At 41.3% G+C, this 15,661-nt stretch carries 15 protein-coding genes; 9 read left to right on the forward strand and 6 right to left on the reverse strand.

Going from position 1 to position 15,661, the window contains the following annotated elements; translation table 11 throughout:
• Positions 1-11: 11 nt before the first annotated feature.
• The 5 genes from CLV32_RS11360 (at position 12) to CLV32_RS11380 (ending at position 6,487) form a co-directional block, all read left to right on the forward strand.
• A complete protein-coding gene (locus CLV32_RS11360; RefSeq protein WP_133555472.1) occupies positions 12-1,436 on the forward strand; it encodes a RagB/SusD family nutrient uptake outer membrane protein in 1,425 nt (474 codons plus the stop codon).
• Between the two features lie 10 nt (positions 1,437-1,446).
• Positions 1,447-2,790 (forward strand): alkaline phosphatase family protein, encoded by a 1,344-nt coding sequence (locus CLV32_RS11365; protein ID WP_133555474.1) that lies wholly within the window; start codon positions 1,447-1,449, stop codon positions 2,788-2,790.
• Positions 2,791-2,978: 188 nt separating this feature from the next.
• A complete protein-coding gene (locus CLV32_RS11370) occupies positions 2,979-4,037 on the forward strand; it encodes a sensor histidine kinase (protein ID WP_133555476.1) in 1,059 nt (352 codons plus the stop codon).
• Positions 4,034-4,729 (forward strand): LytR/AlgR family response regulator transcription factor, encoded by a 696-nt coding sequence (locus tag CLV32_RS11375; RefSeq protein ID WP_208110987.1) that lies wholly within the window; start codon positions 4,034-4,036, stop codon positions 4,727-4,729. The genes CLV32_RS11370 and CLV32_RS11375 overlap by 4 nt, the downstream gene beginning before the upstream one ends.
• Positions 4,730-4,747: 18 nt before the next feature.
• On the forward strand, positions 4,748-6,487 hold the full coding sequence (locus CLV32_RS11380; RefSeq protein ID WP_208110988.1) for a CocE/NonD family hydrolase: 1,740 nt from the start codon (positions 4,748-4,750) through the stop codon (positions 6,485-6,487).
• Here the strand turns inward: CLV32_RS11380 and CLV32_RS11385 are convergent.
• The 5 genes from CLV32_RS11385 to CLV32_RS11405 form a co-directional block, all read right to left on the reverse strand.
• The gene (locus tag CLV32_RS11385; RefSeq protein WP_133555478.1) at positions 6,477-7,196 is read right to left on the reverse strand and encodes a LytR/AlgR family response regulator transcription factor; all 720 of its coding nucleotides are present in this window, start codon (positions 7,194-7,196) and stop codon (positions 6,477-6,479) included. The genes CLV32_RS11380 and CLV32_RS11385 overlap by 11 nt on opposite strands.
• Positions 7,193-8,230, reverse strand: a complete 1,038-nt coding sequence (locus CLV32_RS11390) for a sensor histidine kinase (protein WP_133555480.1) — start codon at positions 8,228-8,230, stop codon at positions 7,193-7,195. Before CLV32_RS11390 ends, CLV32_RS11385 begins: the two co-directional genes overlap by 4 nt.
• A 1-nt stretch (position 8,231) precedes the next feature.
• Positions 8,232-9,647 carry an alpha/beta hydrolase family protein gene (locus tag CLV32_RS11395; RefSeq protein WP_133555482.1) on the reverse strand — a complete coding sequence of 472 codons (1,416 nt, stop codon included), beginning with the start codon at positions 9,645-9,647 and terminating at the stop codon, positions 8,232-8,234.
• Positions 9,648-9,762: 115 nt separating this feature from the next.
• Positions 9,763-11,526 (reverse strand): S8 family peptidase, encoded by a 1,764-nt coding sequence (locus CLV32_RS11400; protein ID WP_133555484.1) that lies wholly within the window; start codon positions 11,524-11,526, stop codon positions 9,763-9,765.
• Positions 11,527-11,642: 116 nt separating this feature from the next.
• On the reverse strand, positions 11,643-11,915 hold the full coding sequence (locus tag CLV32_RS11405) for a hypothetical protein (RefSeq protein ID WP_133555486.1): 273 nt from the start codon (positions 11,913-11,915) through the stop codon (positions 11,643-11,645).
• A gap of 511 nt (positions 11,916-12,426) precedes the next feature.
• On the opposite strand from CLV32_RS11405, the gene CLV32_RS11410 reads away from it, so the two are divergent.
• Positions 12,427-13,023 (forward strand): sigma-70 family RNA polymerase sigma factor, encoded by a 597-nt coding sequence (locus CLV32_RS11410; RefSeq protein WP_133555492.1) that lies wholly within the window; start codon positions 12,427-12,429, stop codon positions 13,021-13,023.
• A complete protein-coding gene (locus CLV32_RS11415) occupies positions 13,023-13,298 on the forward strand; it encodes a hypothetical protein (RefSeq protein WP_133555494.1) in 276 nt (91 codons plus the stop codon). The genes CLV32_RS11410 and CLV32_RS11415 overlap by 1 nt, the downstream gene beginning before the upstream one ends.
• 9 nt (positions 13,299-13,307) lie before the next feature.
• Here CLV32_RS11415 and CLV32_RS11420 read toward each other — a convergent pair whose 3' ends face one another.
• On the reverse strand, positions 13,308-13,889 hold the full coding sequence (locus CLV32_RS11420; protein ID WP_133555496.1) for a peroxiredoxin-like family protein: 582 nt from the start codon (positions 13,887-13,889) through the stop codon (positions 13,308-13,310).
• 146 nt (positions 13,890-14,035) lie between these two features.
• Here CLV32_RS11420 and CLV32_RS11425 point away from each other — a divergent pair, with 146 nt between their 5' ends.
• Together CLV32_RS11425 and CLV32_RS11430 are read left to right on the forward strand one after the other, a co-directional pair.
• The gene (locus CLV32_RS11425; protein WP_133555498.1) at positions 14,036-14,725 is read left to right on the forward strand and encodes a cytochrome b/b6 domain-containing protein; all 690 of its coding nucleotides are present in this window, start codon (positions 14,036-14,038) and stop codon (positions 14,723-14,725) included.
• Complete coding sequence (locus tag CLV32_RS11430; protein ID WP_133555500.1) at positions 14,718-15,506, forward strand: molybdopterin-dependent oxidoreductase; 789 nt, start codon at positions 14,718-14,720, stop codon at positions 15,504-15,506. Before CLV32_RS11425 ends, CLV32_RS11430 begins: the two co-directional genes overlap by 8 nt.
• Positions 15,507-15,661 lie beyond the last annotated feature (155 nt).

Genomic DNA, 15,661 nt, shown 5'->3' on the forward strand with positions numbered 1-15,661 from the left:
TAGCAAAACACATGAAAACATTCATAAAAACGATTATAATTGGTGTTACAGCAGGCATGACAATCCTGGGCTGTACAAAAGACAATCCTAATATCACTGATGATGTTTACCTTACTACAACCAATGTGACCACAACATGGCTCACAGGAATGAGAAGGCAGATGGCGCTGACAATGAATCAGGTAATAGTAAATACTGAACTGGTTTCAGATAATTATTACAACAATAGAACCCTGAGCAGCAAACTGTTTGATATTCCTCAGATCGACAACTATGATCTTGATGTAAATAGCATCCAGTCTGCTATACAACGCTTAAGAGAACTCTCAGAATATGGGCTGTCAATCGTAGTTGCTGCCGATAAAACAACAACAAATGTACAAAGGGCAGAAATGTATTTTATAAATGCTTATTCGCATATCTTAAGTGGAGAGCTGTTTATTGGACTTCCAGGCGCCAATAAGGGTGAAGTACTTAGTCCGGCTACCCATTATAACCTGGCCATCACTGCCCTTGATCAGGCCATTGCATTACAAACAGACGCAACAGAGAAACTAGCGTATACCTTGCTTAAAGCCCGGGTATACTACGATATGGGTAACGCTGCTCAGGCAAGGATCTTTGCAACAGCAGCGATGGCGAATCCACTGCTGCTCAAACAACAAGTCTTTGACGGACAAAATGGTGCTTCTAATGATTTCCAGACGTATCTTTTTTCTTCTACAACGAATGAATTTGCTCCCCTGCCCAGATTAGACTTCCTGGATCCTAAGTATTACAATACAGGAACTATAGCCCTGGATCAGAAGCCCGTGAGCTATATCAAATCTGAAGAAGCATACCTTATCCTGGCCGAGGTTCAGGTTTCCGCAAATGAATTAACGGCTGCACAAACAACGCTGAAAAATCTTTTAACGGATGTTGTTGCTAAAAGACTAGTTATATCACTCAATGATAACAAGGAAACCAGAAATGGCGGTAACAGGCTCGACTACCCACTGACAGCAGTAAAGGTAAAGTTTGATGCTAATGATATCGAGAGAACAGGGTATGTGCTTAACAGGAAAACTGCTAACATTAACGTGTCTACAATCTCCGGAACATTGGTTACTCCAGCAGACATCAGCTCCGCAACTACTCAGGATGCTTTACTTTATCTGGTCTACAGAATGAGACAGGAGATCTTTATTGCTGAAGGCAGAAGGATGACCGACCTTGGCATCAGATACCCGGTATCACAAACTGAGCAGTTGAACAACCCTAATGTTAAAACTGCAGATCTTGTTGCACAGATTCCTTCCTTCATTCCTTTAAATAAGGGGATGGACGACTTCACCAATAACACGACAACTGGAGTAGTTACGATGAAGTACGACATGAACAAAATATTAATAGCTAACAAAACAGCCAAAGAAATCTTCCCATTCATCAATTAATTTTCAAAAAATGAAATCCTACATAAAAACAATTTCTATCAGCGCTGTACTAGCGTTAACAAGTATTGCCACTGTATTTGCACAGTCGGGTAAACACGTAATCTTGGTTAGTATTGATGGCTTCAGACCAGATTTCTATCTGGATAAAAGCTGGCCGACACCAAACTTGCAGCAACTCATGGCTGAAGGTTCTTATGCAAAGGGCGTAAGGTGCATTTTTCCAAGTGTTACCTATCCTTCTCATACCACCCTCATCACTGGAACTTTCCCTGTGAAACATGGTATCTATTATAATACAATGCCAAATGACTCGCGTGTATATGAATGGACGACTGACAGTAAAAAGATCAAGGCAGAAACGTTATGGCAGGCAGTGAGAAAAGGCGGAATGAAATCAGCTTCCATCTCCTGGCCGGTATCTGTTGGTGCGGAGGTTGATTATAACTTGCCCGAAATCTGGTCTTCCACCAACATGGCCGATAGAAAGACTGGTGTATCGCAATTTGCAACACCAAAAGGCTTACTGGAAGAAATGGAAAAATATGCCATTGGCGATGTGGAGATGGAAGACCTGAACCTGACTTCGCTTGCCATGGATGAAAATAACAGCCGCATGGCCGCTTATATTTTCCGCAAGTATAAGCCCAGTCTGCTAAGTATTCATATTGCTGGTGTTGATGGAGCAGAACATAAGGAAGGTCGTTCAGGGGTCGGCGTCAGCAAGGCCGTTGCTGCTGCTGATCACGCTGTAATGAATCTTATGGATGCAGTGAAACGTTCGGGACTCGCGGATAGCACCACAATCATCATCACTGGTGACCATGGATTTCTAGATTACAACAAAGTTCTGGCTCCCAATGTATGGTTGAAAGAAATCGGGATCGATACTAAAGTTGGTGCAGAAGAGCCTGTTGCCAAATTCCAGTCTGCCGGTGGATCAGCATTCTTTCACCTCAAGGATTTGAAGGACAGAGCTACACTTGCGAAAGTTCGCAAAAAACTAGCTGAGCTTCCACAGGAATATAAAGACATGTACAGGATCGTTGAGCGACCTGAGCTTGATAAGATAGGTGCAGATCCACATGCTAGTTTTGCCTTGGCGGCAGCCAAAGGTGTATATATTCAAGATGGAGCATCCGGACCCTTAGTCAGTTCAAAAAAAGGTGGTGCTCACGGATACTATCCTGATGTCGCTGATATTCAAACAGGTTTCATTATCGCCGGAGCAGGTGTTAAAAAAGGTGTTGTACTGGAATCTATAGGCCTTGAAGACGTTGCTCCTACTGTGGCAAAACTTCTGGAAATTAAATTGACGAACCCAGATGGTAAAGCTGTAATTCAATTTTTGAAATAACAACCTACGATAAAGCTGGCCTTAAATAGCTTGGCTCCAAAAAAGTGCAGGATGATTAATCTCCTGCACTTTTTATTTTAAAGGTCATCCAACTTTCCGCGTTTATACCCAATATCCCGCAGTCCTGTATTTTCTCTTTCATTTATATTGTCAAATGTGTTGCTTTGGGTATTCATAACAAAACAACCTTGAACAACAACCTACATCTTAGTCTCTATTGGAAATGTCAGCTTATCGGATGGTCGGTTGCCGCCTTATATTGGATGTATACTGGTTTAATAGGTCAACATTTTCAACTTCCACTGGCGGCACTTCAGTTTGTAACGGATGTAGCGTTTTATGTCGTACTCAGTCACCAGTACCGAAATATTGTCATCAGAAACGGCTGGCAGAATCTACCCCTCGATGAAACAGTAAAAAGGATAGTACCTTCTATACTAATTATGGCAGTAGCCTATAGTGTCGTCACCATTTTTAAGATCTACTTCTTACGCCGACTGGCAATGCCCGATTATAGGCAGGATCTTTTAACCTTCATAGAAATTAACGGCCCCACAATATTTATTGCCGGCATCAGGCTGATGTCAATCTGGCTCCTTGCCTATCACCTTTATCATTATGCACAACGGGAAATTAGAATTGCGAAAGAAAATGCACGATTAGCTATAATTACGCAAGAAGCTCAGCTCCATAATTTATCCAGCCAACTCAACCCACATTTCCTCTTCAATGCACTCAATGCTATTAAATCATTGATCATTGAAGATGCAGATTCCGCACGCCGGGGAATTGATTTATTATCAGAGTTGCTCAGAAAAAGTCTTGATCAGCACGATCTGCAACTTGTCAGCGTCGCTGAGGAAGTGGAATTGGTTACCGATTACCTCGAACTGGAAAAACTCCGTATTGAGGAACGTCTGGAAAAGGAATTTACAATCAACGAAAGTTGCAACACCCTGATGATTCCACGCTTTAGCATTCAGACCCTCGTAGAAAACGCAGTTAAACATGGTATTAGCACACAGCAGAATGGTGGCTGCATTTCGGTAAAAATCAACAAAAACCAGGGATACCTGAACATCTTAGTGCAAAATCCGGGTATATTAAACCTAAAGAGAAATAATGGAATCGGCCTAAAGAATCTAAGAAAACGACTGAGTTTGCACTACGGACAGCGGGCTTCATTTGAAATCATGGAGCAGATTGATCAAACAGTTTTAGCGACTATCAAAATCCCATTGACATGAGACCGATCAGAACCTTAATTGTAGACGACGAACGCGCCGCACGACAAGAACTTCGCAGGTTACTAGCCAGCTTCCCGGAATTCTTTATAATCGGCGAAGCGAAAAACGCAGACGAGGCGCTAACCATGATTAATCAGGAAAAACCTGATCTACTGTTACTAGATATTCAAATGCCGGGCAAGTCTGGATTTGAACTACTCGAAGAATTGAACAGTACGCCTCAGGTGATTTTCGTTACCGCCTTTGACAAATATGCCCTGAAAGCTTTCGAAGTAAGCGCATTAGATTACCTAATGAAGCCTGTAAGAACAGAACGCTTTGCGAAAGCAATTGCTCAGGTACTGATGAAATTTAATACAGACAGCACTAAACAGTTTTTTTTAAAGGACGGCAACAAATACCACTTCATTACCTGGTCAAATGTGCATCTTATAGAATCTATGGATAACTATGCTAAGCTACATACTGGCAATCAAATCATCTGTATCAAAAAGTCACTGACCCTCCTCGAAAAAGAACTGGATCCTCAATTATTCTTTAGGATAAATAGAGCTCAGATCATTAATCTCCAATTCGTAACCCAAATAAAGACAAATGCCGCTGGCCGGCTATTGATCAGCTCAAATAATGGAGAATTATTTGAAGCTTCAGACCGACAAACCGTAAGATTCAAAAACAGAACAATCCTTTAAAAATATAATCAAAAAAATATGAACAGAAAACTCTGTATGGCATTGCTATGCCTAATCACCGCGGGTTTTTGCCATGCGCAAAGCACTACCGAAATCAAATCTGATTACATCATCCAGGACAGCGTATTTATCAAAACAGACGACGGTGCAACGCTTTCCGCAGTAGTAGTACGCAACAAAAGCGTAGATAAACCACAGCCAACAGCGCTGATGTTTTTTATCTATTCCAACTTAAACAGAAGTCTGCAGGAAGCAACCTTTGCTGCAGACCACGGCTACGTCGGCATTGTTGCCGATACGCGCGGCAAACGCTTAAGTCCTGATCAGATAGCGCCATACGAACATGAAGTAGATGATGTCAACGCTGTGATCAGCTGGATTGTTAAACAACCCTGGAGCAATGGAAAAGTGGGCATGTACGGAGGCAGCTATTCTGGATATGCGCAGTGGGCAGCACTTAAACATCCGCATCCTGCACTTAAAACTATCGTTCCCTATGTTGCCGCCATACCCGGTCTGGGATTGCCAATGGAAAATAACGTGTTTCTGAATGCCAATTACCAATGGGCTTTTTACGTAACAAACAACAAATATACTGACGACAAGATCAATTCAGATAATGCTCGATTCCGGAAAATGCAGAACACCTGGTACCAAACCGGCGCTGCATATAACAGAATCGACAGCATAGACGGGCAAGCTAATCCCTGGCTGCAGCGCTGGCTAAAACACCCTTCTTACGATGCGTACTGGCAAGCCATGGTACCCTATAAACAGGAATATGCAAAAATCAATATCCCGATATTGTCGATCACAGGCTATTATGATGACGGGCAGATATCTGCTATGCATTATCTAAACGAGCATTATAAATATAATCCTCAGGCAAACCATTACCTCATTATCGGCCCTTACGATCATTTCGGTGCGCAACGTGGCGGCACCTCCGTACTAAGGGGATATCAGGTGGATAGCGTGGCGCTAATCAATACAAGAAAGATCACGTTCGAATGGCTTGACTATATCCTTAAAGACGGAAAAAAGCCAGGTCTGCTAAAAGACAAAATCAATTATCAGATAATGGGAACAAATACCTGGCAACATACAGCATCCATTTCTCAAATGGCAGATTCCACGCTGACCTTCTATCTATCTGATCGAATGGATGGTACAAACTTTCATGTACTTTCTTCAAAGCCAGATAGACCGGGATTCATCAGCCAGGAAGTAGACCTCGCCGATCGTAGCTCATCCAATAATGACTATTATCCCGATCCAATTATAAAAAAGGAAATTGACACTGAAAATGGTCTGTTCTTTTTGACCGAACCCCTTACGAAACAGATGGAGCTGAACGGCATATTCAACGGAACGCTTAAAGCCATCATCAACAAAAAAGACATGGATATCGGTGTTGTACTTTATGAAGTTACCCCTGCGGGTGAATATTTTCAATTGTCTTATTTTCTAGGGCGAGCCAGCTATGCAGAGGATATGGCCAATAGAAAACTACTAAAACCGGGCAAACTGGAAACAATACCTTTTTCAAGAACACGGCTAATTAGCAAACAATTAAGCAAAGGAAGCAGACTTCTGATCGTGTTGAACATCGACAAAAACTCTTTTGCTCAAATCAATTATGGCACCGGAAAAGACGTAAGTAAAGAAACAATTTCAGATGCTAAAACGCCGTTGAAAATAAAATGGAGTACAGAAAGCGTTATTCGTATCCCAATAAAAAATAGGCCTACAGACTAAAAAGCTCCCTGAGCTTACTAACCTGCCGGCGGGACACCTCTATGCTTTCGCCAGTATTGAGCGTCAACTTTAATCGCCCGCCAAACCATTCGGTAACAGAGCTGATAAAGTTGACGTTAACAATTTGCTGCCGGTTTACCCTCAGAAACATTTTTTCATCAAGCGTATCTTCCAATTGCTGCAACGTCTTTAATATCAGAGGACTATCATTGTTAAAAAAAATCTGAGTGTAGTTACCTTTAGATTCAAACAACCGAATATCGCTCAAGGTAACAAACCAGCACTTGCTTCCGTCTTTAACAAAGATGCGTGATTGCGCACTTAACCGACCTGCGGTTGGTAATGGTTTAGCTGCACCCAAAAGGGCTTCCGACTTCTGTATTGCAGCAGCCAACCTATCAGGAACAATAGGTTTTAAGAGATAGTCAACGGTATTGTAATTAAAAGACTGAAGCGCGTATTGATCAAACGCCGTAGTGAAGATCACTGCGGGTAAATAGTCCAGTTCAGCCAACAAATCGAATCCACTTTTGCCAGGCAGGTGTATATCGAGAAAGATAAGATCGGGATCTTCCTTTTTAATAAGTTCCAGGGCTATATCCGCCGAAGCCGCTTCAGCAATAATATGGATTTGCGAATGTACTTTAAGTAGCTCCTTTAGCTCCTGCCGTGCCAAACGTGAATCTTCAACAATAACCGCTCTGATCATGAGTTTAAAATTAAGATTTCAACAATTACGAAAGGATGTTCCTCATGTATAGTCAGCTTCGCCTGATTTCCGTAAAGCAAACGCAACCGTTCGGAGATATTGTTTAGGCCTATCCCCAAACCATGCTCAAGTTGCCTGGCTATTTGAAGACTTCCGGTGTTTTTTACGACTATCTGAAGCATATCTGCATCAGCATGAACGGAAACGGCTACAATTCCCCCGTCAGCGCTTTGCGCTATACCATGTTTGACTGCATTTTCTGCCAGCAACTGTAACACCATCGGTGGTATTTTTCTCATAGAAACCTCCGGCCCAGCGTCAATTGAATATTGCAGTTTCTCCTCATATTGCATTTTAACCAGATCCAGATACTGTCTTAAAATTATCAGTTCTTCTGCTACCGTTGTTTCCCGATCATCAGAATGCTGCAGGGTGTATCTGAAAAGCTCCGAAAATCTAGTCAGCATTTCCCGCGCCAACTGTGGATCCTCCAAGATCAAAGACCTAATATTGTTCAGCGTATTGAACATAAAATGCGGATTGATTTGTGCCTTCAGCGAACCTAGCTGCGCCTTCTGCACCTCCGCATCCATCTTCCATTTCTCTACTTCCCGCAGGTGGGCATTTTTGATGATGTGGTAAGTAAGATACCCGAGGTCCCAGACCAATACCAAAGTAAGCAACGGAACAATATTAAATGGCAGATAAATTATCCTGATGTGGTATTCTCCTACAAAGGGCAAAGAAATAAGCATGATAAAACCCATCCAGCAAACAGACTGGATACCAGCATGTCCCAATACAAAACCGATAAATTTACCGACCCTCAAGCTGTAGTTGAACCGGATTTTCTTTAGATAAAAACGATATATAGTTGTGACCAGTAATCCCCCGCAACTCATACCTACGAGGTTGATGATCTGGATACCCAAAGGAAAACTCCCGTTAAAATGTTGCACAAGATAATTCAGCAGACCAACAATCAGCCAAATCAATATTTGCACAGGCCAGAACCAGGACTTTTCCTTTGTCATCTTATATCCTATTAATCCAGGTAGAAACCTTTTGTAATACCTCAGGATTTACTGTCTCCGCAATTTCTTTATATTCTGAAACAGCTCCCGTTGTTGACTTTTGAAACAGGTGATTCAAGCCAGGCATAGCAACGATTTCAAACTTTGTGTTTCCAGCTTTCTGCAAGTTACTTCTAATCCCTGAAAGGTTACTCGTGCTACGCACCTGACTATCCAATGTTCCATTTAAAGCCAAAACCGGACATTTAACACGTTTAAGGTCGACAGCAGGATCCATACCTACAAAATACTTAAACCATATCGAAGAAACCTGTACCTTACTCTCGCTGATCACCTGTGCCATGCTGCGTCCCCCAAGGGCATCAACAGGAAAGCCCTTCAATGCATCATGTAAAACAGTATCTATTTTTTCCTGAAACGCAGGCTCCGGTAAATCATTATAGTTCTTAACCGCCGTATAAAGCGTTTTATTCAGAACTGACGACATCTTGATCATGTCGGCAGGAGCACCTGCAAGGCGTGCCTGATCCTCATTTTGTTCAAGCAGCAACTCATCAATTGGAATCCCGGGGCCAGCAAGTAACACAATAAACTGAACAGCTTTATTTTGATTTGCCACGATTGGCGCAATCAATCCGCCTTCACTATGACCAATTAAGCCGATCTTCATTGTCTTCAAGTCTACTCTGGATTGGATATAACGTACTGCAGCTTCAGCATCGGATGCAAAATCCGCTGTAGTTGCCTTTTTGTATATCCCCGTAGATTTCCCTATCCCGCGATCATCGTACCGCAATACCGCGATATTATTCCGCGTAAGCCAGTCGCTCCACACTAAAAATGGTCTGTGGTTAAACGCTTGTATTTCCTCATTCCTATTCTGTGGGCCAGAGCCACTGATCAGCACCACAATTTTATTTACCTTTCCACTGCTTGGCAATGTCAAGGTGCCCGCAAGCTGAACGCCTGCCTGAGCATTGTCAAACATCACATCTTCCTGTCTATAGGGAAAATCTTTCGGATCTTGAGGCCTAACTTCAGGTGGTACTACTTTCTTAGGCTCAGGTGCCGTTGCACTTAACGTAAGTGGAAGTTCGCCCGGTCCCTGTTTAAATATTCCAGTAATCGTATTACTTTCCGAGGTGTAAGTTCCGGTATAAACCAATGCCATCTTACTGGCTTCAATAATCAACTGATTTCCTGAAAATGTGGTCTTGTCCGTTGGAATCCCTTTAACACCTTGATCGGGACTGTCCATTGTGGTAATATAACTGTCGCCAGTTTTACTGATATTGAAAACAACGCGCAACGCTGTACCCTGAATACTTATTGTGCCATACCATGTTTTAGCTATATCCTGCGCATAGAGACTCCCCATCATTAGAAAGCTGAGCAGCGTAAAAGTCAATTTTTTCATATTAATCTGAAGGTTAATTTTAATTGTCCCCTCAAATATCAATAGATATTGCAGAACCAACTACCAAATTATGACCAATGGCAATTTACAAGGATAAACGGTTTGTAACGGGTATTTACTTGGCCTTCGGCCGATAACTTTCAGCGAGCTTTAACGCCTGATAGGCATTTACAACGCCGCCACTAATACAGATGTCGCTGAAGTTTTGACGCACACCTTCATCCTTTTCATTCTTGTACCTTACCTTATGTGCTATTTTTTCTACCGACTGCATGATGATTTGCTTTACATCTACAGCACTGAGATCAGGATAATAGCCCAAAATCAAAGCGGCCAGGCCAGAAACAACTGGTGCCGCCATGCTGGTGCCATCAAACTCATCATATTTAGAATCCGGCACCGTTGAATTAATCATGAAACCAGGAGCAAATACGTCGACAGTATGCTTTCCATAATTGGAAAAATCTGCTTTTAATTCCTCATTATCTTTATAAGTACTGGCGCCTACTTCTATCCAATTTTCAGCATGTGGCAACTTGAACTTTAGTGTATCCAGTGGCAAAGGAACCTCTTTATTAAATTTTGCCGCACCATACCTTCCTGTCATTTGACTGAAGTTAGGTTTGCTGAGTGGAGTTGCTGGCTTATCTTTTTTAAGCTTCTGTTGATAAGCCAATGCCTCCGGACTATCATAATATCGCGTCGGGTAAGATTCTGTAACATCAATATTGGCGTTATCATTACCCGAAGCGTGCACCAGTAGAACGCCTTTCGATGCAGCATATTTGACTGCCTCATCCACGGCTTTTTTGTCCCATTTAAAATTCTTACCGAAACTCATATTGATAATACGCGCTCCATTATCTGCTGCGTAACGGATGCCGTTCGCTACATCTTTATCGCGTTCATCGCCTTCAGGAACGATCCTGATCGCCATAATCTTCACATGATCGGCTATACCGTTGATCCCGATATTGTTATTCCGTAGCGCTGCAATGATACCTGAAACATGCGATCCATGTTCTGCATTTGGACCTTTAACATCGTTATTACCATAATTACGTTGATTTGCGTTGGCGTAGTCGTCCCCGACAATTTGCTCGCGCTCGTTATATGCTGGGTTCAAATTGTAACGTAACATCACATCATATTCTTTGTACGCCTGCCTCATATCTTTCCAGAAACGTTCAAAACTTATTCTATCCTTCGCTTCAGAGCGAATGATTTTTTTTACTTGTTCCTCTTCTTCATCAGCAGGCTTGTAAGCATCCATTTGTTCCAGTGTAGGAACTTTAACCTGATTAACCCGTGCTACAGAATCCAGCATTTTCGTGATTAAATCCAATACCCTGAAAGTTTGATGCGCGTCATCGTATTTCTTTCCAAGCTCAGCTGTTACCTTCCGGTATAACGCAAATTCAGTTTTTTCCAGACTGTCCAGATTATTGGCATTAATCATCGACCTGTATTTTGGCGTTAGTTTCCTGTAAATCCTTACCAATTCCAGATTATCATAAGCGAGGTTGCCCTTAGCAGAACCAATAAAATTCCATCCGTGGATATCATCAATATATCCATTGCCGTCATCATCAATCCCGTTCCCAGGGATCTCTTTCGGATTTGTCCAGATTACGTCCTTAAGATCTTCATGGTTAACATCTACACCCCCATCCAACACAGCAACAATAATTTCCTTTTTAGGCTTTTTATCTTTCAGCAATTCGCGATATGCCTTTTCAGTACTGATGCCAAAGTAGCCACTCTCTACCCGATCCAGGTTATACCAGTTAGGTGGAAGAATTACCTTCTTACTTTGTGAAAAAAGGGATTGACTACATAAAAGCAGCAGCCAGCATATATGCTTTAAAGGGTTGGTCATAGAAATTCTACGATAAGATAAACTGAATACAATAATACATTTTCTATCCCTTAAACGAAAACCAAGGTCTGTGAGTATGGGCCATGAAATTACAACCGCACCATACCTCTCCGCCACTAATTTCCATTCGTCTTCTCGGCAGATAAAAAAGCAGCATTTACAAAATTAACTAGCTCAGTATAAAATGACATCATTGCTCTTGTTTGGTCAGGATCTGTATATTCAGCTGAGTTATAAATCCAACCTTTATACATCTCCCATAAATTCTCCCTAACCTCATGGATAGGACAATTCTCAAAGAAAGTTGCTAGTACTTGTTCCGGGTTTTCCATCTCTGTAATCGTTAAAGTGGCAGGCTGAAAGTTCAGCCTTTTTAAAATCTGTTCCATATGACCTTATTTAATTGATTCATTAAATAAGCCTCAAAAATAAGTTCCCTACAAAAACGAAAGGGCTGGTAACTCACTTTATCTAATGTCCCTTGGTCCTGACAAAACCCGCCTTTTTTTCAAAAGGCGCCTCACAAAAGACATAAGTGAGCACCAGCCCTATTGTAAATATAAGGTTTCGGTTGCTCAACTTATGCTCGCGAGATCAAACTGTCAGGTTATAGGGGCGAGGCCTGTTAGCAATTACTATATATCAATCTAAACTGCTACTTCATTATTTTTACTACATATCTCATAATTACACCAATATAATAATAGTTAAATATATTAGCAAATATATTTATATAGACGATGAATGTACTTGCCGGTAATTGCTAGCTGAATTCTCCGCACAGCCACGCCACATAGCAAGATTCATCTTATTTCAATTATCCCATTTTCTATTGTAAGGCTTTTCTGTAAACCACGACTAACAAAAGAAAAAGTATATTTATGCGAATCAAAAGAAATAATGGATAATAGCTTGGGGCACCCCATTTTCGACAAAAATATAGCTAGCCCTGGAACATGGGTAAGTCAATATGCGGATTACCTTTTTCGCTATGCTATGTCCAGACTTAACGATGAAGAGCAAGCGCGAGACCTCGTACAGGAAACTTTTCTTTCTGGACTTGAAAAGCTCGATAATTTTAAAGGAATCAGTTCGGAAAAGACCTGGCTTACCGCGATACTAAAAAATAAAATTATAGATATCTATCGTAAGAAATCTTCCCGGTCTAATCAGACCGTGTCAACCGAAGAAACAGATTACGATCGGCAGGATTTTTTTGATCCGGAAAATGGACATTGGAACAATCAACATCAGCCAAGTCCATTTGCAGTTGAGCACGAAGACCTCCTCGTTAGCAAAGAATTCAATAAGATTCTTCAACAATGCATGCAAAAACTTCCTTCCCTCTGGTTTTCAGTATTTAGCATGAAACATCTGGATGATGAGGCGACGGAGTTTATCTGCACGGAGTTAAAAGTAACACCTGCCAACTTCTGGGTAATCATCCACCGTACGAAAGTAAACCTAAGGTCTTGTCTTCAAAAAAACTGGTTGTGATGGATCCAATAAAGAAAATAGCCTATAACTGCAGGAAAGCAACATTCCTGATCGAAAAGCAACAGCTCAGCAGCATTACTTTGAAAGAAAAATTTGAACTAAAAATTCATTTAGCCGGATGCTCAGTATGTAAAATCTTCCAGCAACAAAGTATACTGATCAACAAAATGGTGAGCAAACATCTTGCTGATCAGTATAAAGATCTCGTACTCGACAAAGATTTTAAGGACAAATTACATCAAAAAATCCTTGACACAATCCATCGAATTAATTGATGCAGCCTATTACAGCTCAGCAAGTAGGGTTTTAACCGAAGCACGCTTTTTATAATCACTGTCGAACTGAACAAACTTAATCTTGCCGGATGGACCAATGATATAAGTTGCTGGCACAGGTAACGTATGGCGAGTATTACCATTGATGGCATCCAGATTTACCCCATACGTCTTGTATTTCGCAAAAGTATCATCATCCATCCTGAAATTTACGCCATAAGCTTTCATAATCCGGTCATCTACATCTTGCACCATAGAAAAACCAGCTTTGGTCTTATTAATAGTAACCTTAATGTTCTCTTCAGTCTCTGGTGTCACCCCAATTACATAAGCATTTTTGCCTGTCAGCAGCTGCAGCGAATCCTGCATCTCCTTAATATGTTTATTGCAATATGGGCACCACTGACCGCGGTAAAAGAACAACACCACCGATTTTTTGGCTTTAAGCACCTGTTTCAAATCCACGGTATTACCATTCTGGTCTCTACCACTAAATTGAGGAGCTTGCTGCCCAACTTTTAATCCAGTCTGGGCCTTAACACCCATTTGCATGCACACAAGTGCAAAAACGACGAATACAATCTTTTTCATTTTTCTATTTTTTTAAACAATGCAATTCAAAGCACACCTTAGTTAATTATACTTTCCCTCATAGACGAAACAAATGCTAGTACCTTACAAAAAAAATACTGAGTAAGGTTTTAAACATTTATACGACTAAGTAACTAAATTACGGTATGAAACAGATCAGGGAGAAACATTCTTTAGTTATGCGCTGGACACACTGGGTGAACTTCCCAATGCTGATGTTGATGATATGGAGCGGACTATTAATCTATTGGGCAAATGATGCATATAGCATTAACATATTAGGTAGCACGATCTTTCAGTTTTTTCCGCAGTGGTTTTATAAATTCTTAAACCTTAAACAGCGATTGGCTGAAGGCATGGCTTTCCATTTTTTCTTTATGTGGTTCTTTTTTTTCAATGGGATGCTCTATATTATTTACACCGTCGTTTCCGGAGCCTGGAGAGAGTTAGTACCCAAGAAAAACTCTTTTAGCGAAGCCTGGCAGGTATTGCTACACGATTTACATATCCGTAAAACGATTCCCCCGCAGAAAAAATACAATGCCGCACAGCGTATAGCTTACACAATAATCATATTTATGGGCTTAGGGTCTATATTCACCGGCCTTGCTATTTATAAGCCCGTTCAATTCTTTTGGATCTGCTGGTTGTGTGGTGGTTATCATGTTGCACGTATCATACATTTTGCACTAACTATAGGCTATGTGTTTTTTTTCCTAATCCATGTAGTGCAAGTAATGCTTGCAGGATGGAACAATTTCAGGTCCGTAGTTTCAGGATTTGAAGTGATAGATAATGAGACACCGCATAAAGCTAAAACGAAAACACATGAATGACCAATCCGATCAAAATCAACAAGCTGAACTAAGTGTAGAACGGCAGATTAAAAGAAGAACATTTATATCATTTGGTATATTTACAGCGATCGGCACGGGCGCGTTTGCAGGTTGGAAATGGTTATATAATTCGCCCAAAGAGGTAACTACCGTTACCGGCGGAGCCAGAGTGCCCCTGCGAAGAGCGCTTAATCAAAGCGAACTGTTCTTTCGAAATTTCTTTAGTAATAAGCACCTGGTAAAAACATACCCAAAATCAATGGCAGCCACGAAGGTTCGTATTAACAGCATGATTGGTATCGAAGACGAAGGTTTCAGTGTTAATACATGGGCACTAAAAGTTAAAAATGCAGATGGAAGCTTACTCAGCGTGAGCTTGGAACAGATTAAAGCTATGCCTAAAACGGAACTTATATTCGATTTTAAATGCGTTGAAGGTTGGGACCAGATCCAGCATTGGGCAGGGGTCAGGTTGATTGATTTTCTGGATCATTATAAAATGGAGGAAAATGCCGGAAATAAGTATATCGGATTGGAAACACCAAATGGGGAATACTATGTAGGATTAGATATGGAAAGTGCCGTTCACCCTCAAACGATACTGGCCTACGAGATGAACGACCAACCCTTAACAAATGAGCATGGAGCTCCCCTTAGATTAATCGTTCCTGTAAAATATGGGATTAAGAATTTAAAGCGGATCGGAACATTATCTTTTAGCAATACCCGGCCACGGGATTACTGGGCTGAACAGGGTTACGACTACTATTCCGGCCTCTAGATTTCCAAATGATAATATACATCAGCTCCTGAAAACCGTTTATAAACAAGAAAACCCTGCAGTTTTCACTACAGGGTCTCTTTAAGATTTGGCACCGACCTACTCTCCCACGTGTTACCGCAGTACCATCGGCTCTGGTGGGCTTAACTTCTCTG

The sequence above is a fragment of the Pedobacter duraquae genome, assembly GCF_004362245.1.
GTDB lineage: Bacteria > Bacteroidota > Bacteroidia > Sphingobacteriales > Sphingobacteriaceae > Pedobacter > Pedobacter duraquae.